General features: G+C 41.4%; 18 protein-coding genes, 21 tRNA genes and 2 rRNA genes. 40 read left to right on the top strand and 1 reads right to left on the bottom strand.

Going from position 1 to position 18,679, the window contains the following annotated elements; translation table 11 throughout:
- The 23 genes from F9802_RS09695 to F9802_RS09585 form a co-directional block, all read left to right on the top strand.
- A 23S ribosomal RNA gene (locus F9802_RS09695) occupies positions 1–124 on the top strand; the annotation flags it as partial.
- A 131-nt stretch (positions 125–255) separates the two neighbouring features.
- A 5S ribosomal RNA gene (gene rrf, locus F9802_RS09690) occupies positions 256–371 on the top strand.
- A 45-nt stretch (positions 372–416) separates the two neighbouring features.
- A tRNA-Glu gene (locus F9802_RS09685) sits at positions 417–491 on the top strand.
- 3 nt (positions 492–494) lie between these two features.
- A tRNA-Val gene (locus tag F9802_RS09680) sits at positions 495–570 on the top strand.
- A gap of 18 nt (positions 571–588) precedes the next feature.
- A tRNA-Thr gene (locus F9802_RS09675) sits at positions 589–664 on the top strand.
- Positions 665–702: 38 nt separating this feature from the next.
- Positions 703–778: transfer RNA gene (locus F9802_RS09670), tRNA-Lys, on the top strand.
- A 9-nt stretch (positions 779–787) separates the two neighbouring features.
- Positions 788–869: transfer RNA gene (locus F9802_RS09665), tRNA-Leu, on the top strand.
- A gap of 52 nt (positions 870–921) precedes the next feature.
- A tRNA-Gly gene (locus tag F9802_RS09660) sits at positions 922–996 on the top strand.
- A gap of 6 nt (positions 997–1,002) precedes the next feature.
- Positions 1,003–1,091, top strand: a tRNA-Leu gene (locus F9802_RS09655).
- Positions 1,092–1,097: 6 nt separating this feature from the next.
- Positions 1,098–1,174: transfer RNA gene (locus F9802_RS09650), tRNA-Arg, on the top strand.
- 8 nt (positions 1,175–1,182) lie between these two features.
- Positions 1,183–1,259, top strand: a tRNA-Pro gene (locus F9802_RS09645).
- A gap of 25 nt (positions 1,260–1,284) precedes the next feature.
- Positions 1,285–1,357: transfer RNA gene (locus F9802_RS09640), tRNA-Ala, on the top strand.
- Between the two features lie 74 nt (positions 1,358–1,431).
- Positions 1,432–1,524: transfer RNA gene (locus F9802_RS09635), tRNA-Ser, on the top strand.
- A 17-nt stretch (positions 1,525–1,541) separates the two neighbouring features.
- Positions 1,542–1,615, top strand: a tRNA-Met gene (locus F9802_RS09630).
- A gap of 3 nt (positions 1,616–1,618) precedes the next feature.
- Positions 1,619–1,695 (top strand) — tRNA-Asp (locus tag F9802_RS09625).
- Positions 1,696–1,742: 47 nt separating this feature from the next.
- Positions 1,743–1,815 (top strand) — tRNA-Phe (locus F9802_RS09620).
- Positions 1,816–1,849: 34 nt separating this feature from the next.
- Positions 1,850–1,933 (top strand) — tRNA-Tyr (locus F9802_RS09615).
- Between the two features lie 11 nt (positions 1,934–1,944).
- Positions 1,945–2,020 (top strand) — tRNA-His (locus F9802_RS09610).
- A gap of 17 nt (positions 2,021–2,037) precedes the next feature.
- Positions 2,038–2,112 (top strand) — tRNA-Gln (locus tag F9802_RS09605).
- A gap of 81 nt (positions 2,113–2,193) precedes the next feature.
- Positions 2,194–2,267, top strand: a tRNA-Gly gene (locus F9802_RS09600).
- A gap of 13 nt (positions 2,268–2,280) precedes the next feature.
- A tRNA-Ile gene (locus F9802_RS09595) sits at positions 2,281–2,354 on the top strand.
- 6 nt (positions 2,355–2,360) lie between these two features.
- A tRNA-Asn gene (locus F9802_RS09590) sits at positions 2,361–2,432 on the top strand.
- A gap of 128 nt (positions 2,433–2,560) precedes the next feature.
- Positions 2,561–2,634 (top strand) — tRNA-Arg (locus F9802_RS09585).
- An 80-nt stretch (positions 2,635–2,714) separates the two neighbouring features.
- Here F9802_RS09585 and F9802_RS19625 read toward each other — a convergent pair.
- Positions 2,715–2,873 (bottom strand): hypothetical protein, encoded by a 159-nt coding sequence (locus tag F9802_RS19625; RefSeq protein WP_191991840.1) that lies wholly within the window; start codon positions 2,871–2,873, stop codon positions 2,715–2,717.
- Between the two features lie 551 nt (positions 2,874–3,424).
- Here F9802_RS19625 and F9802_RS09580 point away from each other — a divergent pair.
- From F9802_RS09580 to F9802_RS09500, 17 genes are all read left to right on the top strand, one after another.
- Positions 3,425–4,534, top strand: coding sequence for a citrate/2-methylcitrate synthase (locus F9802_RS09580; RefSeq protein WP_152151320.1), 1,110 nt, complete (start codon positions 3,425–3,427; stop codon positions 4,532–4,534).
- Positions 4,535–4,929: 395 nt separating this feature from the next.
- On the top strand, positions 4,930–5,805 hold the full coding sequence (locus tag F9802_RS09575; RefSeq protein ID WP_152151318.1) for an ABC transporter ATP-binding protein: 876 nt from the start codon (positions 4,930–4,932) through the stop codon (positions 5,803–5,805).
- Positions 5,806–5,818: 13 nt separating this feature from the next.
- Positions 5,819–6,616: an ABC transporter permease subunit gene (locus tag F9802_RS09570; RefSeq protein ID WP_152151316.1), complete on the top strand. Its 798-nt coding sequence runs from the start codon at positions 5,819–5,821 to the stop codon at positions 6,614–6,616.
- Between the two features lie 24 nt (positions 6,617–6,640).
- Positions 6,641–7,297, top strand: a complete 657-nt coding sequence (locus tag F9802_RS09565; RefSeq protein ID WP_152151314.1) for a TetR/AcrR family transcriptional regulator — start codon at positions 6,641–6,643, stop codon at positions 7,295–7,297.
- A 286-nt stretch (positions 7,298–7,583) separates the two neighbouring features.
- On the top strand, positions 7,584–8,360 hold the full coding sequence (locus F9802_RS09560; protein ID WP_152151312.1) for a transporter substrate-binding domain-containing protein: 777 nt from the start codon (positions 7,584–7,586) through the stop codon (positions 8,358–8,360).
- Positions 8,361–8,418: 58 nt separating this feature from the next.
- The gene (locus F9802_RS09555) at positions 8,419–9,063 is read left to right on the top strand and encodes an amino acid ABC transporter permease (protein ID WP_152151310.1); all 645 of its coding nucleotides are present in this window, start codon (positions 8,419–8,421) and stop codon (positions 9,061–9,063) included.
- Complete coding sequence (locus F9802_RS09550; protein WP_152151309.1) at positions 9,060–9,788, top strand: amino acid ABC transporter ATP-binding protein; 729 nt, start codon at positions 9,060–9,062, stop codon at positions 9,786–9,788. Before F9802_RS09555 ends, F9802_RS09550 begins: the two co-directional genes overlap by 4 nt.
- A 194-nt stretch (positions 9,789–9,982) precedes the next feature.
- Complete coding sequence (locus F9802_RS09545; protein WP_152151307.1) at positions 9,983–10,345, top strand: hypothetical protein; 363 nt, start codon at positions 9,983–9,985, stop codon at positions 10,343–10,345.
- Positions 10,346–10,606: 261 nt separating this feature from the next.
- Positions 10,607–11,383: an IclR family transcriptional regulator gene (locus tag F9802_RS09540; RefSeq protein ID WP_152151305.1), complete on the top strand. Its 777-nt coding sequence runs from the start codon at positions 10,607–10,609 to the stop codon at positions 11,381–11,383.
- Between the two features lie 13 nt (positions 11,384–11,396).
- Positions 11,397–12,170, top strand: a complete 774-nt coding sequence (locus tag F9802_RS09535; RefSeq protein ID WP_152151303.1) for an SDR family NAD(P)-dependent oxidoreductase — start codon at positions 11,397–11,399, stop codon at positions 12,168–12,170.
- 19 nt (positions 12,171–12,189) lie between these two features.
- Positions 12,190–13,140 carry a fumarylacetoacetate hydrolase family protein gene (locus tag F9802_RS09530; protein ID WP_152151301.1) on the top strand — a complete coding sequence of 317 codons (951 nt, stop codon included), beginning with the start codon at positions 12,190–12,192 and terminating at the stop codon, positions 13,138–13,140.
- Between the two features lie 79 nt (positions 13,141–13,219).
- The gene (locus F9802_RS09525) at positions 13,220–14,230 is read left to right on the top strand and encodes a C4-dicarboxylate TRAP transporter substrate-binding protein (protein ID WP_152151298.1); all 1,011 of its coding nucleotides are present in this window, start codon (positions 13,220–13,222) and stop codon (positions 14,228–14,230) included.
- Between the two features lie 181 nt (positions 14,231–14,411).
- Positions 14,412–14,951: a TRAP transporter small permease gene (locus tag F9802_RS09520; protein ID WP_191991838.1), complete on the top strand. Its 540-nt coding sequence runs from the start codon at positions 14,412–14,414 to the stop codon at positions 14,949–14,951.
- The gene (locus F9802_RS09515) at positions 14,948–16,231 is read left to right on the top strand and encodes a TRAP transporter large permease (RefSeq protein WP_152151294.1); all 1,284 of its coding nucleotides are present in this window, start codon (positions 14,948–14,950) and stop codon (positions 16,229–16,231) included. Before F9802_RS09520 ends, F9802_RS09515 begins: the two co-directional genes overlap by 4 nt.
- Before the next feature lie 40 nt (positions 16,232–16,271).
- Complete coding sequence (locus F9802_RS09510) at positions 16,272–17,174, top strand: fumarylacetoacetate hydrolase family protein (protein WP_152151292.1); 903 nt, start codon at positions 16,272–16,274, stop codon at positions 17,172–17,174.
- A 24-nt stretch (positions 17,175–17,198) separates the two neighbouring features.
- Positions 17,199–17,507 (top strand): UxaA family hydrolase, encoded by a 309-nt coding sequence (locus F9802_RS09505; protein ID WP_152151290.1) that lies wholly within the window; start codon positions 17,199–17,201, stop codon positions 17,505–17,507.
- Positions 17,491–18,666: a UxaA family hydrolase gene (locus F9802_RS09500; protein WP_225435273.1), complete on the top strand. Its 1,176-nt coding sequence runs from the start codon at positions 17,491–17,493 to the stop codon at positions 18,664–18,666. The genes F9802_RS09505 and F9802_RS09500 overlap by 17 nt, the downstream gene beginning before the upstream one ends.
- Positions 18,667–18,679: the final 13 nt, after the last annotated feature.

Genomic DNA, 18,679 nt, shown 5'->3' with positions numbered 1-18,679 from the left:
AGATGAGATTTCCCTTAGCGCAAGCTAGTAAGATCCCTGAAAGATGATCAGGTAGATAGGTTCGGGGTGGAAGCGTGGCGACACGTGGAGCTGACGAATACTAATCGATCGAGGACTTAACCAAAAACGAAACGTTCAGGCGATGAAACACGCCTGAACGGAACAAACGAATAACACCAAATGGCATGGTCTTGCCGGTTACTTATACAACATATTATCCAGTTTTGAAAGAACAACTCTTTCAATTTTATACAGTCTAGTGGCGATAGCGAAGAGGTCACACCCGTTCCCATCCCGAACACGGAAGTTAAGCTCTTCAGCGCCGATGGTAGTTGGGGGATTCCCCCTGTGAGAGTAGGACGCTGCTAGGCAAAGCCCCTATTGGGGTTTTTATTTTGCGTAAATTTATTATAGTTGGCCCGTTGGTCAAGCGGTTAAGACACCGCCCTTTCACGGCGGTAACACGGGTTCGAATCCCGTACGGGTCACCATATGGAGGATTAGCTCAGCTGGGAGAGCATCTGCCTTACAAGCAGAGGGTCGGCGGTTCGATCCCGTCATCCTCCACCATTTCTCTTATAATATGTTGCCGGTGTAGCTCAACTGGTAGAGCAACTGACTTGTAATCAGTAGGTTGGGGGTTCAAGTCCTCTTGCCGGCACCACTTTAATACTTTTTATACAATTCGTTCATTTTTAGAACGAGCCATTAGCTCAGTTGGTAGAGCATCTGACTTTTAATCAGAGGGTCGAAGGTTCGAGTCCTTCATGGCTCACCACTTTATAATGCGGGTGTGGCGGAATTGGCAGACGCACCAGACTTAGGATCTGGCGCCGCAAGGCGTGGGGGTTCGACTCCCTTCACCCGCATTTATTATAATGTTCTTCTGTTAAGAACTGTCACGGACTGTGACAAGCACACGCGGAAGTAGTTCAGTGGTAGAACACCACCTTGCCAAGGTGGGGGTCGCGGGTTCGAATCCCGTCTTCCGCTCCATATAGTGCCGGGGTGGCGGAACTGGCAGACGCACAGGACTTAAAATCCTGCGGTAGGTGACTACCGTACCGGTTCGATTCCGGTTCTCGGCACCATTTTTTGCGCCCGTAGCTCAATTGGATAGAGCGTTTGACTACGGATCAAAAGGTTAGGGGTTCGACTCCTCTCGGGCGCGCCATTTATTAACGGGAAGTAGCTCAGCTTGGTAGAGCACTTGGTTTGGGACCAAGGGGCCGCAGGTTCGAATCCTGTCTTCCCGACCAGCCCGAAGGTTTAAAATAATAACATGGGGCCTTAGCTCAGCTGGGAGAGCGCCTGCTTTGCACGCAGGAGGTCAGCGGTTCGATCCCGCTAGGCTCCATTTTATTTTTGAAAATGGTGGTGCAGCTCAGCCAGTTCGAGTTCTGCAAGATCCACTAATTGAATCGCTATTTTGGAGGAATACCCAAGTCTGGCTGAAGGGATCGGTCTTGAAAACCGACAGGCGGGTTAAACCGCGCGGGGGTTCGAATCCCTCTTCCTCCTCCATAAAAACTTACAATCGTCGCGGGGTGGAGCAGTTCGGTAGCTCGTCGGGCTCATAACCCGAAGGTCGCAGGTTCAAATCCTGTCCCCGCAATATGGTCCGGTAGTTCAGTTGGTTAGAATGCCTGCCTGTCACGCAGGAGGTCGCGGGTTCGAGTCCCGTCCGGACCGCCATATTTCTTCCAGTAGGAATCCCTATTGTTGGTATATAGCTTTTGTGTGGCTCAGTAGCTCAGTCGGTAGAGCAATGGACTGAAAATCCATGTGTCGGCGGTTCGATTCCGTCCTGAGCCACCTTTTTTCATATATACTTCTTTTTTTTAGATATGGAGGGGTAGCGAAGTGGCTAAACGCGGCGGACTGTAAATCCGCTCCTTCGGGTTCGGCAGTTCGAATCTGCCCCCCTCCACCAGTTTTATTATGGCGGTCGTGGCGAAGTGGTTAACGCATCGGATTGTGGCTCCGACACTCGGGGGTTCGATTCCCCTCGATCGCCCCATAATTACATAGAGTGAATGGGTTATAGCCAAGCGGTAAGGCAACGGACTTTGACTCCGTCATGCGCAGGTTCGAATCCTGCTAGCCCAGCCAACCTTAATAGCAGTATAGGCAGAGGGCTGCAACATCTTTATTCCCGTTTTAAATCCTGGTGCTGCCTCTAACTTCGAATATGCGGGTGTAGTTTAGTGGTAAAACCTCAGCCTTCCAAGCTGATGATGAGGGTTCGATTCCCTTCACCCGCTCCATTTAATTTTAAATGGGCCTGTAGCTCAGCTGGTTAGAGCGCACGCCTGATAAGCGTGAGGTCGATGGTTCGAGTCCATTCAGGCCCACTTTGTTCCGCAGTAGCTCAGTGGTAGAGCAATCGGCTGTTAACCGATCGGTCGCAAGTTCGAATCTTGCCTGCGGAGTTGTTTTTTATGGGGAGGTACTTAAGAGGCTGAAGAGGCACCTCCGCTAATATGTTTTTTTTTGGAAGTGAAAATCCCGATTTTTTCTGTGCTAAGAAGAAAAAATAGGGTTATTTTTATATTTAGAGGTGCCTTTAGCTCAGTTGGATAGAGCAACAGCCTCCTAAGCTGTAGGTCAGAGGTTCAAATCCTCTAAGGCACGTAAAAAATAAAGTGGCTGACTCAAAAGTTATTCATGCTTTTGAGTCAGCCACTTTTAAACGTATTATTATGGCAAAGATCTTAAACAACTGTTAAAGCAAAACGATGATCATTAAAATAAACAACCTCAGACAGAATCTTGTAACCTTGAATGTTCTTTAAAGTTTCTCTTGCTTCTTTCTCTGTGTCAAACTCAAACATGGTAGTGTTTTCCTTTGAATAAACGGTGATTACCCACATGAAAAGCTTCCCTCCATTAAAAGATAATTTTTTTGTTTGCATAACATGTCTAATAGGCAACAAAAGATATTATGAGCAATATGAAGCAAAGTGTAAACAGTTTCTACAAAGGATATCAAAAAGTTACAAAAAATGAATGCTGCATTATAAAAAACAAATTAAATTTACATAAAACCCGTTTAACAAAGCTTTATACCTCATTGCTAGTAGAGAGAGTGTCGATTTCTCTCCATATTTGCTATTATGTGATGTAACGTGTTTGGATTTTTGGATGGGTTATTTTAGTTGAATACGCTGAATCGTTCTAGCGCTTTTTTCCCCTGTTTGTACATGATTCGTCCGACAGCTTTAGTTAAACTTTGATGGTCGCGTATTTAAATAAATGATTTTAAGCTTCGTAATTCCATAGACGACTTCTAGACTTATTCTTTTTCTTCATAAAATGTATTCCATTTATTTATTTTACTTAGAGAGAATGAAGATGTAAACTTTTAAAAGGACAATTATTCGGAATTTTCTAAAATGAATAGTAAAGAAGAGGAGGAATTACGATGTCAACTGCAGGATTAGAAGGGATTGTGGCCACACAATCCGGAATTAGCTCCATTATTGATGGTGTACTAACGTATAGGGGAATCAGTATCGATGAATTAGCCAAGTATGCTAGCTTCGAAGAGGTACTATACTTGTTGTGGAATGATGAATTGCCTACAGCTGAACAACTTACTAAGCTAAGGCAAGACCTTGCTTTTCAAGGTGTATTACCTGATGAAATCATTTCCCTAATGAAAACTTTACCTAAAAATACTCACCCAATGGCGATGCTTAGAACAGTTGTTTCGGCGCTTGAAATGTACGATCTAGATGCAAATGATATGTTTCCTGAAGCGAATCGCCGCAAGGCATTAAATATACAAGCGAAGATTTCAACAGTGGTAGCTGCTATTCAACGTGTAAGAGAAGGAAAAGATATCCTATCTCCTAAACCTGAGTTTACGTTTGCTCAGAATTTCTTATATATGTTAAATGGTGAAGATCCAGAGGAGATCGCTATTAAATCATTGGATACGGCTCTGGTCCTTCATGCAGATCATGAGCTAAATGCGTCAACATTCGCCTCGCGTGTAACGGTAGGGACGCTGGCTAACATTTATGCAGGGGTTGTATCGGCCATTGGTACATTAAGTGGCCCTTTGCATGGAGGAGCTAATGAAGCGGTAATGGAAATGTTGGAGGAAATTGGGGAGGTTGAAAATGTTGAGCCCTATATTTATCAAGCTATAGTTGATAAGAAAAAAATCATGGGATTTGGTCACCGCGTCTATAAAACAGGGGATCCACGCGCCAAATTCTTAAAGAGCATGTCACAAAAATTGACTGCACTCAAAGGACAGGATAAATTATACGAAATTTCTGTGAAAATTGATGAAATCCTTACGAAAGAAAAAGGGCTTCTTCCTAACGTGGATTTTTACTCAGCATCTACTTACCATAGTTTAGGAATAGCGAGAGAGCTATTTACTCCAATCTTTGCTGTTAGCAGAACTTCGGGGTGGACAGCTCATATTCTTGAACAGTATGCTAATAACCGTTTAATCCGTCCAAGAGCTGAGTATGTTGGATCACAATTTAGGAGCTATGTTCCAATAGAAGATAGATAATTGAAATGGGAACAGCACTAACATTTTAATAGAAAACCGACTAAGACATTTATTGTAAGTTCAATACTTATATAAATCCCGTTTCATGTTTCATCGCTTCCTTCGCTAGATGCTACTAGTAGTGTAGACAGGAACACTGGAACTTCATACATGATGATATGTTTAGCAGGATTTGTATAGTGGAAATCGTGAACAATCCCTTAGAATTGATGAACAACCGGTAGAAATCGTAAACAACCTCTTAGATTTTGATGTAAAAGCTGTCCGTTGCGGCAGCTTTTTTTCGTCATTGGATGGAATAGAAAAAGTTTATTGACTAGTGAGTCAACACGAGATAAGATTGAAATTGACTAGTCAGTCAATAAAGTTTCGTTTTTCAAAAAGGAGGAAGCACGATGGCGATTGTGGAGCTTTATCAGTTAACGAAATCATATAAAAATAACCGGGGGATTTCTGACATGTCTTTTTCCATTGAAGAAGGAGAAATTTTCGGCTTCATTGGTCCAAATGGCGCCGGGAAAAGTACAACGATCCGCACACTGCTGAATTTTATTTTTCCGACGAGCGGCAGTGCCACTGTTTTTGGCAAAGACATTGTGAAGCAGTCAAAAGAGATTCGGCAGCAAGTCGGCTATTTGCCATCGGAAGTCCATTACTATGATGATATGAAAGTGATTGACTTATTAACCTATTCCGCCCGATTTCACAAAAATTTTAACGCCGCGAGAATGAAAGACTTGGCGGCCAGACTAGATTTGGATGTAAGCCGGAAAATAGAAGATCTATCATTTGGCAACCGGAAAAAAGTCGGCATTGTTCAGGCGCTTCTTCATGAACCAAAGCTGATTATTTTAGACGAACCGACGAGCGGATTAGATCCGTTAATGCAGCATCATTTTTTCGATTTGCTGCATGAAGAACGAAAGCGCGGTGCCACGATTTTCTTTTCTTCACATATTTTAAGTGAAGTACAAAAAATGTGTGACCGTGTCGCCATTATAAAAGAAGGTAAGCTAGTCAGAGTGGAAACGATTGAAAACTTGACGAAAAATAAAGTGAAAAATATAACGCTCACTTTTGAAAAGGCAGAGCCGCTTTATGTGGAACTTGAAGGTGTAATCAAACAGGAAGTAAACGCCAATGAAATAAAGCTGCTTTACAGTGGCGAAATTCAGGAGCTGCTCAGCAAATTGAACGGTTTGCCGCTGCACGATTTGTTAATCGAGGAACCGACGCTTGAAGAAATTTTTATGCACTATTATGAAAGTTGAGGAGGGTTGCAGGATGATATTTCAAAGAGAATGGAAGCGCAACCGAAAAGCTTTAATTATTTGGAGTGTGATCCTTGGCGGCTTGATTGTAGGGCTGTTAAGTATGTTCCCACAGTTTGCCGAGCAGCAAGAAAGCCTATCAAAGATGATGGAAGCGTATCCCGAATCGATGCAAAAAGCGTTTGGGATGGATGAACTCGGCTTTGGCACATTAATGGGGTTTTATGGAATTGAAGTTCATATGATGACGACTCTTCTCGGAAGTATTTATGCAGCAATGCTTGCATCTAACATTTTAGCGAAGGAAGAAAATGAAAAGACGATTGAGTTTTTGCTGTCAAAGCCGATTACGAGAAATCAGATCGTGGCGCAAAAGCTTGCCGCGGTTATCATCAACCTTCTTATTTTAAACGGGATAGCAGTGATCGCAAGCTTAGTCGGCTTCCAATTTGCTGAAGGTCACGACGTACCTTACAAAACATTTGCTTTGTTAGTTATCGCAACGATATTGCTTCATTTCACATTTGCGGCGATTTCATTTATGCTTTCATCCATGATGAGAAAAACGAGAAATATTCTTTCCATTTCGATTGCTGTTGTGATCATTGCCTACTTTTTTAATATGATGTCCGGCTTATCAGCAGATTTGGACGTGTTAAAATATTTCAGTCCATTTAATTATGCCGATGCGGCTAATATTATTAACGAGGGCGCGATAAAAGCTTTATATGTGGCAATTATGGCTGCAGTTATCTTGCTTACCGTCTTCGCCGCCTTTATAGTATATAAAAAGAAAGACATTTCCGTTTAAGAAGAAAGTTCGAGGTGTTCAAGATTGTATGCAGCTTTTGAAAGACAGCCTCAAGCCAAAAAAGAGCTGATTCTGCAAGTGGCGATCGAGGAATTTGTGAAAAATGGCTATGACAAAACGTCGACGGATATTATTACGAGCCGGGCTGGCATTTCGAAGGGCCTTCTCTTTCATTATTTTAAAAGCAAAAAGAATTTATATATATATTTAGTGAAATGTACCGTTACTCTTTTGACCGAGAAAACGATGGAAGCAATCAATAACGTGCAATCCGGTGATTTTTTTGAACGGGTCAAGGAAATCGCCCGGCTGAAGCATGAAGCGATGGCTCCTTACAGACAGGAAACACAGTTTATTACCGATGCGTTTTTCTATCCTCCGGCAGCTGTCAGGATTGAAATAGAAGAAATGATGGAGAAGCATTATGAAGCATATGGAGAAGATTATTTGCAGCGCCGAATTTATATGAAAGAACTGATCCCTCCGGAAAAGTTGCGTCCGGGCATTTCAGCAGACACGGTCATTCAAATGACGGCATTTATCGTTGAACAGTTATCTGCTAAATATCAGACTCTTTATAAAAATAAGCAATACGATTTTTTTAATGATCCCGATCCGCTGATGAAAGAGCTTGAGGACTATCTGGATATTGTTAAGCATGGCGTGTACGAGAAAGAATAAGCATTAGAGGCGCGGACTGGCAAAGAAGCCAGTCCGTTTTTTAGCAGTGAAGGCCGGATATTGAAACGAATCATTCGCTTAATAGCGATTTATTTCTTCCGGAGTTTTTCTCACCTAGGCAGGAATTCCTGCCTTCCTGTCGAAAAAGTTAGTATAATAGCCCTTTGCATAAACCGGTTTGTCCATGCATACATTGAGTGGGCGAGCAAGTCTGATTTTTATTTTTCGAATATTCTATATTTTTAATGTTCCACCAATAAATATTTAAGAAATTGGAGTGAATGGGATGAGGAAATTTGGGTTATTCAGTTTAGTGCTTGCATTTGTCCTTTTATTGGCAGCATGCGGCGAAGAAAAAACAACCGGCGGCACCGGAGAAGGAGCCGAGCAAAAGGAATATAAAGTGGGGATTGATACAACTTATGCTCCATTTGAATTTGAGCAAGACGGAGAATACAAAGGAATCGATATTGACTTAATTAATGCGATCGCCGACAGCCAGGATTTCAACATTAAGTTCTCCCCGATGGATTTCGGCGGGATTATTCCGGCTATGCAAGCGGGCGAGCTCGATGTAGCAATTGCAGGGATGAGTATTACGGATGAACGGAAAAAGGTCGTTGATTTTTCTGAGCCATATTTTGATGCGGGTCTTACGCTCGTCGTGAAAAAAGATAATAAAGACATTAAAACAATCAGTGATTTAAAAGGAAAAATAGTCGCGGTGAAAAAAGGAACGACAGGTGCGGCTTTTGCTCAGGAAAATGCGGAAAAAGAAGGCTATACAGTAAAGCAATTTAACGACAGCCCGGCGATGTTCCAGGAAGTAGCGAACGGAAACGCGGATGCCTTGATCGAGGACTACCCGGTCATTGCTTATGCCATTGCTCAAAAAGACCTTGGCCTGCAAACGGTTGGTGAGCGCTTAAATGGCGACCAGTATGGAATTGCTGTGTTAAAAGGTGAAAACAAAGAGCTTCTTGATAAAATTAACAAAGGACTCGCAGAGCTGAAAGAAAACGGCAAGTATGATGAAATCATCAAAACATACCTTGCAGAATAATGACAATGTAGAGAAAGCGCGCAGACTGCGCGCTTTCTTTTTGGAAGGGGAGGATTGAGTGGATACGATCGTCAACGCATTGCCTTATTTACTGAAAGGTCTTCAGGTTACTCTTTATATTTTTATTATTGCTATTATACTAGGTTTCATTCTCGGATTGATTATGGCGCTCATGCGGCTGGCTCCGCTGAAAATCTTAAACTGGATCGCTAAAATATTTATCGATGCCATCCGCGGAACGCCATTTCTCGTACAATTGTTCTTTATTTATTTCGGTGTGAATTCCTTGTCGTGGATTTCTTTTAACAGCACGACGGCCGGGATTATTACGGTTGCGATTAACGCCGGCGCCTATTTTGCTGAAATCATCCGCGCTGGTATCCAGTCCATTGATAAAGGACAGGCAGAAGCAGCAAGGTCCGTTGGTTTAACGAATGTACAAACGATGCGGTACATCATTTTGCCGCAGGCGTTCAGGCGGATGCTGCCGACAATTACGAACCAGTCGATTATTAGTTTAAAGGATACGTCACTTTTATCAATTATCGGCATTGCCGACTTAACACAGCAAGGGGAAATCCAGGCGTCCGCCACGTTTGAAGCGTTTAAAATCTGGCTCACTGTCGGGATTATTTATTTTATCATCATTTACTTATTGTCACTGCTTGCCAGTTTCCTTGAAAGGAGGTTTGAATTACGATGACCGTCATTAAAGTGAAAAATTTAAAAAAATCGTTTGGCAATTTGGAAGTGTTAAAAGATATTAATGCCGATATTCAGGAAAAAGAAGTCGTATGTGTCATCGGCCCGTCCGGTTCCGGCAAGAGTACGTTTTTGCGTTGTTTAAACCGGCTCGAAGCAATTACCGGCGGCAGTGTAACCATTAACGGCCACGATATTACCGATCCGAAAGTGGATATTAATAAAGTAAGACAAAATGTCGGCATGGTGTTTCAGCAGTTCAATCTTTTTCCTCATAAAACGGTCGTAGAAAACATCACGCTTGGGCCGATTAAAGCGTTATCGATGAACAAGGAAGAAGCCATTAAAAAGGCGCATGAACTGCTGGCAAAAGTGGGACTGCAGGAAAAAGCGGGCAGCTACCCCGGAGAATTATCTGGCGGGCAAAAGCAACGTGTCGCCATCGCCCGCGCGCTCGCAATGAATCCGAAAATCATGCTGTTTGATGAGCCGACTTCCGCACTCGATCCCGAAATGGTCGGCGACGTGCTCGAAGTTATGAAGCAGCTCGCAAAAGAAGGGATGACAATGGTCGTCGTCACTCATGAAATGGGCTTTGCCCGCGAAGTCGGCGACCGCGTCATCTTCATGGACGGCGGCTACATCGTCGAAGAAAACAAACCGGCTGAATTATTCGGGAACCCGCAGCACGAACGGACGAAAGCATTTTTAAGTAAGGTATTATAATTTAGAGTACGGACTCACCGGAGGCGGCGAGTCTGTTTTTGTCGTGCGTAAATTGTAAATATTTCAATTTAAGGGAAGAAAACGAGCAGCAGAATTAGTTTAAAATATAACGACACAGCAAGATAGATCACACCTCCTTTTCTTGGTATATGTTTCATCAAAGGTAAAATATTTTGTTAGAGGGAGGGGTGTATATGAAAAAGTTTCTATTTTTCATCACCTTTTTGACGATAGTCAGTTGTTCGCTCATGGGCTGCATTTCTACTAATACTTATTCGGGGGAAAGTGAACATTGGAAAGGAACATTTACCTTGAACCATTCCGGCGACCAGGAAGTAGGGGAAGGAGAACTCGTGTACAAAGGTGAGGATATAAATCACTTAAAAGAAGTGAAATGGGTAAATGGCAGCATGAGCGGGGAAATAGAGATGGAGGATAGAAGAATTGGTTTAAACAGCCATTGTGGAGGATGTGCTCATCAACCTGAAAGTGGCGAATATGAAGTGACAGTCGAATGGAATGGAAAAAAAGAGACGTTTTCGATGAAAAATCAATAAGATGTAGATGTATTTGGGTTAAGATGAAAATTATTTGTAGAAAAACCTAGAGAGATACAAGATTCTTTCTAGGGTTTTTATTTTTCCTAAGGCTTCAAATCATAACAATAAAAGCTTTAAAGATAAAAAAGAGTAAATATTAAAATTTTTAGAAAAATTGTAATATTCTATTGATTAGTAAAACTAAGCGTGATATATTGAGTTTATAAAAATAAACCTGGTTTATTATAGTAAACCTACAAGGTCGAAAGGTTTGATCTTATGGAAAAAAAATATTGGGTTCCTGCAATAGAAAGAGCAGATAAAATTTTAAGTATTATTGCTTACCACCCAAGTGAATATCGCTTAATAGATTTCTCGAATGAATTAGGCATCAATAAGAGTTCTCTTTTTTCTCTATTGAATACACTTGAATCTTTAGGATGGGTGAAAAAAGAAAAGGACGACACTTACTCACTTGGCATGAGACTCGGTGTTCTTAGCGCTTCATATTTTAAACAGTTCGATCTTATTAATACCTTTTCTTTGGAAGCGCTGTCAACCGTGGATGAAGTGGATGAAACGGTACAACTTTCTATGCTTGATGAGACGAACATCGTCTATTTGGCAAAGAAAGAAGGATCTTCTCCAGTAAGAGTAGCTACAGATCCAGGGATGAAATTTCCAGCTCATGCGACTGCAATGGGAAAGGTGCAATTGTCCAAGTATACGTATGAGGAATTAAAAGCATTATATCCTGAGGAAGATTTGGAACCGAAAACTCAATATACGGTGAAAACGGTGGAAGACTTGTGGAAGCAAATAATAAGCATCCAAGAACATGGATTTATTAAAGAATACCAGGAAGCAGTCGAAAACTTTTATTGCATCGCTGCTCCAATCATCAATCATGAAAATAAAATCATCGCAGCGATCAGTGTAACAATTCTCGCAACTAATTGGGAAAAGAAACAAGCTCAAGCTCAAGCAGAAATCGTTGATTTAGCAAAGAGAATATCTTTGAAAGCGGGATTTTTGGCTTCAGTTAAATCTAAATAGAAGAGGGATCTGAATGAGACTTAAAAACAAAGTGGTTTTAATAACTGGGGCGGGTTCCGGGATTGGAAAAGCAACTGCCCTTTTATTTGCTAAAGAAGGTGCACATCTAGTTATCAATGATTTGTCGAGTGAAGCTGGCAATGAAACAGTGAAAGAGATTGTGCAACTAGGTGGAGAGGCAATATTTTTACAAGCAGATGTAACAAAGGCGGATGAGGTGGAGCGAATGGTTGCTGAAGCGGTTCGTTCTAAAGGTAAAATAGATGTCCTTTTTAATAACGCAGGAATATCCGGTATCGGAGCGTTACATGAAACGAGTGAAGAGCTTTGGGATCAAGTAACAAACGTAAATATTAAAGGTGTATTTCTTCCAAGTAAGTTTGTACTGCCGCACATGATGAAGCAACAGAATGGCGTCATTATTAATATGTCATCGTGTATTGCGGAAATCGGACTTTCCCGCAGGGCCATATACTCGGCAACAAAAGGGGCCATCCTCGCTTTGTCAAAATCAATGCAAGTCGATTATGCCCCGTACAGCATTAGAGTAAATGCTCTTTTGCCGGGTACGATTCTCACACCGTTTGTAGAAAATTATTTAAATAATTCTTATGAAAATGCGGAGGAGGCATTGGAAAGTATTAAAAAAAGGCAATTGAGCGGCGATTTAGGCCGTCCTGAGGATGTAGCGAAAGCAGCACTTTTCCTTGCATCGGATGAATCAACGTTTATGATGGGCTCTCCCCTCTATATAGATGGTGGAGTAACGTCCGGAAAAATGGCTTAAAGAGAATGGAGAGAAAAAAATGAAACTATTAAATTTTAAAGATGAATCAAATAAACAGTTCAAGCTTGGTGTAAAAACAGATGTTGGCATACTAGATGTTGAAAAGGCATGGGAAGCCGTTGGTCAATCTCCGGTTATTCCACTCACTTTAGAAGATTGGTTAAAAGCTGATAAAATCTCTCTTGAGAATTTCGAAGATTTCGTTAAAGGAATAGCGCCGAAAAATGAGAGAGATCTTTTTCTATCAGAAGAAAACGTTGAGTTCGGAGCATGTGTACCTAAAAGCGCCAAAATTATTTGTGTGGGATTAAACTATAAAAAACATGCGGAAGAATCAAATATGACGCCTCCTGAAACTCCGGTTTTATTTAATAAATTCAGTAATGCTTTGGCAGGACACGGAGAAAAAGTAGAGCTTCCGGCAGATTCAACACAGGTTGATTTTGAAGCAGAGCTTGGGATTATCATTGGTGAACAAGCCAAAAATGTTACTAAAGATGAAGCACTTAATTATGTAGCAGGGTATTGCAATGTGAACGATTTATCGGCCAGGGACCTTCAATTCCGCACGAATCAGTGGCTTTTAGGAAAAAGCTGCGACGGTTTCTGTCCGGTGGGCCCGTATTTAGTTACCGCAGATGAAGTAGGCGATCCAAATCAATTGACGATCGAAACGATTGTCAATGGAAAAGTGAGACAGTCTTCGAATACGTCAGATATGATTTTTTACTGCGATGAGATCATCAGTTATTTATCTCATTATATGACGCTGGAACCTGGTGACATTATTTTAACAGGCACACCAGAAGGAGTCATATTCGGCCTCCCAGAGCATGAGCAAGACTGGTTGAAAGACGGCGATAAAATAACCATCAAAATTGAAAAGCTCGGTGAATTAACGAATGAAATGAAGTCTTCTTTAAATCAAAAGAGTGAATCTGGAGAATCAGCTGTTACTCAAAATGTTTAAAGATAAGTATTTCAGAGAATGACAGGGGATCACATAGTAAAAAGCATTTAAGCTTTTAAATTAATAAGGGGGGAAAGAAATGAATAAAAAGGTTTCAACAATTTTGTTAGCTTTATTTCTGATTGTTACTACAGCATTAGCAGGTTGTGGAAAAGAAGATGCTGCCAACGGGAAAGCAAGTGGTGACGTATATACAATTAAAATAGGTTATGAGAATCAGCCGGGAGAACCATTAGACTTAGCGGCACAAGAATGGAAAAAGCGTGCTGAGGAAAAAAGCAACGGAAAAATCAAAATTGAACTTTATCCGAGCTCTCAACTTGGTTCCAAGCAAGATGCAATTGAACAAATGAAAACCGGTGCCAACGTGATTTACATTGCTGACGCCAGCTTTTTAATGGATTACGTTCCAGATATCGGAATTCTTTCTGCCCCTTACTTAACGGATGATTACGAAAGCTTATTTAAATTAACGGATAGTGAGTGGTTTAAAGGATTAGAAAAAGACCTTCAAGGTGAGGGCATTCACATTGTATCAACAAAGTGGATGTACGGAGACCGTCATTTAATTACGAATAAACCGGTAAAAACACCAAAGGATTTAAAAGGAATGAAAGTGCGCGTCCCAAGCAATCCGTTATCCATAAAGATCATGGAAGAAATGGGAGCAACAGCTACACCTCTGCCGCTTGGGGAAGTTTATCCGTCTATTGCCCAAGGAGTGATCGACGGCATGGAAAATCCACTTCCGGTTATACATGGATCAAAAGTTTATGAGAATGCTAAACATTTAGCATTAACTGCTCACACGAATATGATCATTCAATGGATCGCAGGCCAATCTTATATGGAAACACTTCCGGAAGATGTAGTGAAGGTACTGAAAGAAACTGGAGACGAAACAGGTAAGTTCATGGCAGAAAAAGTAAAGGAATCTGAAGAAACAGTTCTAAAGGATTTGGAAGCTGCTGGAGTAACCATTACAGAAGTGGACAAGGAAAAATTTAAAGAAGCTACTAAGCCAGTATATAAAAAAATGGACGAGTGGAGCCCGGGGTTGTATGACAAAGTCCAAAAGTCTCTGGAATAATTTTTGAATTTTCTATCGTTTGATAGAAGGTAATCAATAGCAAAGCTGGCTAGGCAGAATAGTAAAGACCATTTGTTTTCTGCCTAGCTTGTTTTTGGAGATAGATTGCCTGGATGTTGCAATAGTTGTGTATGATCGTTCGGTTAAGTAGTACACATTCTAATAAAAAGGGATGGATTATATGATGAAACGACTTAGTAGTTGGATATTGAATGTAGATAACATCTTCGCTTCAATCTCCCTTGTTTTAATTATTAGTGTGACAGTTGTAGGCGTTTTCATGAGGTTTATTGTTGGAGAGCCATTGCAATGGACAGAAGAAATGACGCTCGCCTTATTCGTTTGGTTTACTTTTCTAGGGGCAAGTGTTGTCACGAAAGAAGATGGCCATGTTGGCATTGATTTCTTTGTAGAAAAATTCAATCCGGCCTTTAAAAAAGCGGCCTTTTTATTCCGTGAGATTGTACTTCTTTTTTTAAACGCTTTTGTTTTTGTTTATCTTGGAACTCAGCTGACAACACAAGCTGCTGCAAAATTAACACCTGTCCTTCGAATTAGTTACGTATACATTGATATTGCCATCGTGTTAAGTGGGGTGTTCGCTACTATTCACATTATCTCCCGAATGATAAACACTTGGAATAAAAATAAAGAACATTCAACGATACGTGAAGAAGAAAATGGATTTCAATCTGGATCTCAGAAGGAGGCGAAAGCATGAATATTGCGATTGCCACACTGTCTTTATTTGCCTTGTTTTTAGCCAACATACCTGTTGCTTACGCAATTTTAGGAAGCACTTTACTCTATTTTTTAATTTCCCAACAAGTAGAACCAATGCTGCTTGTTCAAAGAATGGTAGCGGGAATAGAATCTGTACCGCTGCTTGCTATTCCGTTTTTCATAGTGGCTGGTGTTCTTATGAACTATACGGGGATTACCCGCAGAATAGCTAATTTTGCTGAAGTGCTTACCGGGCACCTGCCTGGAGGGCTGGCTCAAGTCAGTATAGTGTTAAGTACAATCATGGGGGGATTATCCGGATCAGGTTTGGCAGATGCGGCCATGCAGGCGAAAATTATGCATCCTGAAATGAATAAAAAAGGATATGATCCAGGGTTTTCCGCATCAGTTATTGCTGCTTCTTCTCTTATTACGCCGTTAATTCCACCAGGTATTGGAATGATTTTATACGGTTATATCGGAAATGTGTCGATCGGAAAGCTTTTTATGGCTGGAATTGTTCCAGGATTAATGACATGTTTGCTCATGATGATCGCTGTTCATTTCATCTCCAAGAAAAGAGGCTACTTACCGGTTAGAAAAAAAGTAGCACGTCCAAAAGAAGTTGCCATCGCTTCTAAAGATGCCATTTTAGCATTAATTTTGCCAGTAATCATTATCGGAGGAATCCGTATTGGAGTTTTCACACCTACTGAAGCTGGAGCGGTAGCGGTTGTATACGCATTATTAATAGGTTTCTTGTTTTATAGGGAAATGAAAATTTCTCATTTAAAGCAAGCATTAAAAGAATCAGTTTCTACTTCTTCTTCTATTTTACTAATCATTGCAGCGGGTTCCGCATTTGGCTGGATACTTACATGGGAAAGAATCCCGCATATCGCAACAGAATACGTAACAGGCATGGTCGGTAACCCTATTGCTTTCTTGTTAGTACTAAACCTCTTTTTACTTATTCTCGGGATGTTTATTGAAGGAAATGTAGCTATTATCATTTTAACTCCATTATTGATTCCGATGGCTCAAGCTTATGGAATCGATCCTGTGCATTTAGGGATGATCTTTTTGTTTAACATTGGGATCGGGACAATTACTCCTCCGCTTGGAACGGCCATGTTTACGGTCTGCTCCATCACCAAGGTAAAGATCCAACACTTTTTAAAAGAAGTTCTCCCGATGTATATTGTGCTAATTATTGCTTTATTGCTCATCACGTTTGTACCAATGATTTCTTTGTGGCTGCCAGGCATGCTAATGTAATCTATCCAAAAATCAGTTGATGACTAAAGGAGAATAGACTATGAAAATCATACGCTATCAAAAAGATAAAGACACTCAGGTTTTAGCAGCAGTATTGAATGATGCTACTGTTTATCCGCTTGAATATACGTGCCTTACAGAACTGACAGAACAGGCAAAACATAAAGGACAGACTCCTTTATCATTTCTTAAAGAACAAATTCAAACAATTGATCCGGCAGATGTAAAGCTGGAGGAACTGTCTTTGTTAGTACCGATTGAAGCACCTGAAGTATGGGCTTCGGGGGTCACTTATGAAAAAAGCAAAGAAGCTAGAAACTATGAAGCAACTGACGGGAAATTAGACGCGAGTACATTTTATGATAAAGTGTATGATGCCGACCGGCCAGAGATTTTTCTAAAGTCGACTGCTGCACGAACGGTAGGTCCGAATACGGATGTTTATTTAAGAAGTGATTCCAATTGGCAAATACCTGAACCCGAACTAGGGCTCGTGATTAATAAAGAAGGAGACATCTTGGCTTACACGATCGGAAATGATATGAGCTGCCGTGATATTGAAGGAGAAAACCCTCTCTATCTGCCTCAAGCGAAAATATGGAAGCAATCGTGTGCGATCGGACCGGCGCTTCTTCTTGCGGAAGCTGTTGAGGATGCTTATAAACTGGAGATCATATGCAAAATTTATCGCAACAATGAACTGGTCGTTGAAGGAAAAGCAAATACGAGCCAATTAAAAAGAAAGTACGATGAACTCGTTTCCTTCCTTTTAAGAGACAATGAGATTTTTGATGGAACTGTACTGTTAACAGGTACATGTATTGTGCCGCCGAATGAATTTACTTTAATGGATGGCGATTTAGTTGAAATTGAAATCCCGGAAATTGGCGTGTTGAGCAATCCAGTGAAAGCACCGGCCACTAAGCCGGTCGCTCTTCATTAAAACATTGGTGGGGGAGCATGATAAATGGTTACTAATTATAAAACAGTCATGATGAAACCAGTAGACAAAGTGGCAACGGCCTTGGAAAATATTCCAGCTAATTCTATCGTCACGGTATCCTGCCAGGATAAAAACTATACTGTTGAGCTGCTGGAAGAAATCGAATTCGGCCATAAATTTGCAGTATGTCTGATCCCGCAAGGAACGGATATTGTAAAGTACGGGGAAGTCATCGGAAGAGCGGTGCAAAACATTGAGCCAGGTGCCCATGTTCATGTGCACAACATTGAAGGGATACGAGGAAGAGGTGATCAAGTTGCAATTAACCAATGACAATAAATTTTGGGGATATAGACGGCCTGATGGAAAAGTCGGCGTTCGCAACCATGTATTGATTTTGCCAACGATTACTTGTGCCACGCAGGCGGCAAAACAAATAACAGAACTTGTTCACGGAACCGTTTCATTTATTCATCAGCACGGCTGTGCCCAGGTTGGGATCGATTACGAGCAGACATTCCGAACGTATGTCGGGATGGGAGCCAATCCGAATGTATATGGAGTGGTTGTTCTCGGACTCGGCTGTGAGACTCATCAAGCGAGAAGTGTCGCTGGCGAACTCGCTAAAACGAACAAGCCTGTTGAAGTTGTTTCTATCCAAGACCACGGAGGCACATTAACAGCTATTGCCGAAGGAGCAAAAATAGCCGCAAGAATGGTACAGGAGGCGTCTGCTCAAACGAGAGAGTTATGCGATATTAGTGAATTAATTATCGGAACGGAATGTGGCGGATCAGATGCTTGTTCCGGGATTTCAGCGAACCCGGCAGTTGGAGCTGTCAGCGATATGATTATAGAGCATGGCGGTACAGCTATTTTAGCCGAAACGACAGAATTGATCGGAGCGGAGCATCTGTTGGCAGAACGGGCTGTAGATGACAGAGTAGCTAAAAAAGCTTATCAAGTCATTAAAGCGATGGAAAATCGCTCTATCCAAATGGGAGTCGATATTCGAACAGGCAATCCGAGTCCGGGAAATATACGCGGTGGATTAAGTACACTCGAAGAGAAATCTTTAGGAGCTGCCAACAAAGCGGGGAGCAAACAATTACAGGAAGTGATTGACTATGCCGAGTCTCCTACTAAAAAAGGGTTAGTGTGGATGGATACCCCAGGCCATGATATTGAACAATTAACTGGGATGGTAGCAGGTGGGGCGCAAGTGGTTCTTTTTACAACAGGTAGAGGCACACCTACAGGTTCTCCAATTGCCCCTGTTATAAAAATTTCAACGAATACAGGCATTTATGAAAAGATGAGTGAAAACATTGACTTAAATGCCGGCACAATAATTGAAGGTAAAGAATCGATCGAGTCTGTAGGTACACGAATTTTTGAAGAAATTGCAAAAGTTTCTTCAGGGAAATTAACGAAAGCAGAAGTTCTTAAGCAGCATGATTTCGGTATTTGGAGAATTGGTCCAACATTTTAATGACTACGTGGAG

Source organism: Bacillus aerolatus (assembly GCF_009183655.1).
In the GTDB taxonomy this organism is placed as follows: Bacteria; Bacillota; Bacilli; order Bacillales; family Domibacillaceae; genus Pseudobacillus; species Pseudobacillus aerolatus.
The sequence above is the reverse complement of the archived record's forward strand: the minus strand, read 5'-3'. Positions and strand labels throughout refer to the sequence as shown.

Bases quoted from the DNA above. Each gene is read 5' to 3' on its own strand.
- F9802_RS19625 (WP_191991840.1), bottom strand. From the start codon at position 2,873: ATGTGGGTAATCACCGTTTATTCAAAGGAAAACACTACCATGTTTGAG.
- F9802_RS09580 (WP_152151320.1), top strand. From the start codon at position 3,425: ATGTCAACTGCAGGATTAGAAGGGATTGTGGCCACACAATCCGGAATT.
- F9802_RS09575 (WP_152151318.1), top strand. From the start codon at position 4,930: ATGGCGATTGTGGAGCTTTATCAGTTAACGAAATCATATAAAAATAAC.
- F9802_RS09570 (WP_152151316.1), top strand. From the start codon at position 5,819: ATGATATTTCAAAGAGAATGGAAGCGCAACCGAAAAGCTTTAATTATT.
- F9802_RS09560 (WP_152151312.1), top strand. From the start codon at position 7,584: ATGAGGAAATTTGGGTTATTCAGTTTAGTGCTTGCATTTGTCCTTTTA.
- F9802_RS09550 (WP_152151309.1), top strand. From the start codon at position 9,060: ATGACCGTCATTAAAGTGAAAAATTTAAAAAAATCGTTTGGCAATTTG.
- F9802_RS09545 (WP_152151307.1), top strand. From the start codon at position 9,983: ATGAAAAAGTTTCTATTTTTCATCACCTTTTTGACGATAGTCAGTTGT.
- F9802_RS09540 (WP_152151305.1), top strand. From the start codon at position 10,607: ATGGAAAAAAAATATTGGGTTCCTGCAATAGAAAGAGCAGATAAAATT.
- F9802_RS09535 (WP_152151303.1), top strand. From the start codon at position 11,397: ATGAGACTTAAAAACAAAGTGGTTTTAATAACTGGGGCGGGTTCCGGG.
- F9802_RS09530 (WP_152151301.1), top strand. From the start codon at position 12,190: ATGAAACTATTAAATTTTAAAGATGAATCAAATAAACAGTTCAAGCTT.
- F9802_RS09525 (WP_152151298.1), top strand. From the start codon at position 13,220: ATGAATAAAAAGGTTTCAACAATTTTGTTAGCTTTATTTCTGATTGTT.
- F9802_RS09520 (WP_191991838.1), top strand. From the start codon at position 14,412: ATGATGAAACGACTTAGTAGTTGGATATTGAATGTAGATAACATCTTC.
- F9802_RS09515 (WP_152151294.1), top strand. From the start codon at position 14,948: ATGAATATTGCGATTGCCACACTGTCTTTATTTGCCTTGTTTTTAGCC.
- F9802_RS09510 (WP_152151292.1), top strand. From the start codon at position 16,272: ATGAAAATCATACGCTATCAAAAAGATAAAGACACTCAGGTTTTAGCA.
- F9802_RS09505 (WP_152151290.1), top strand. From the start codon at position 17,199: ATGGTTACTAATTATAAAACAGTCATGATGAAACCAGTAGACAAAGTG.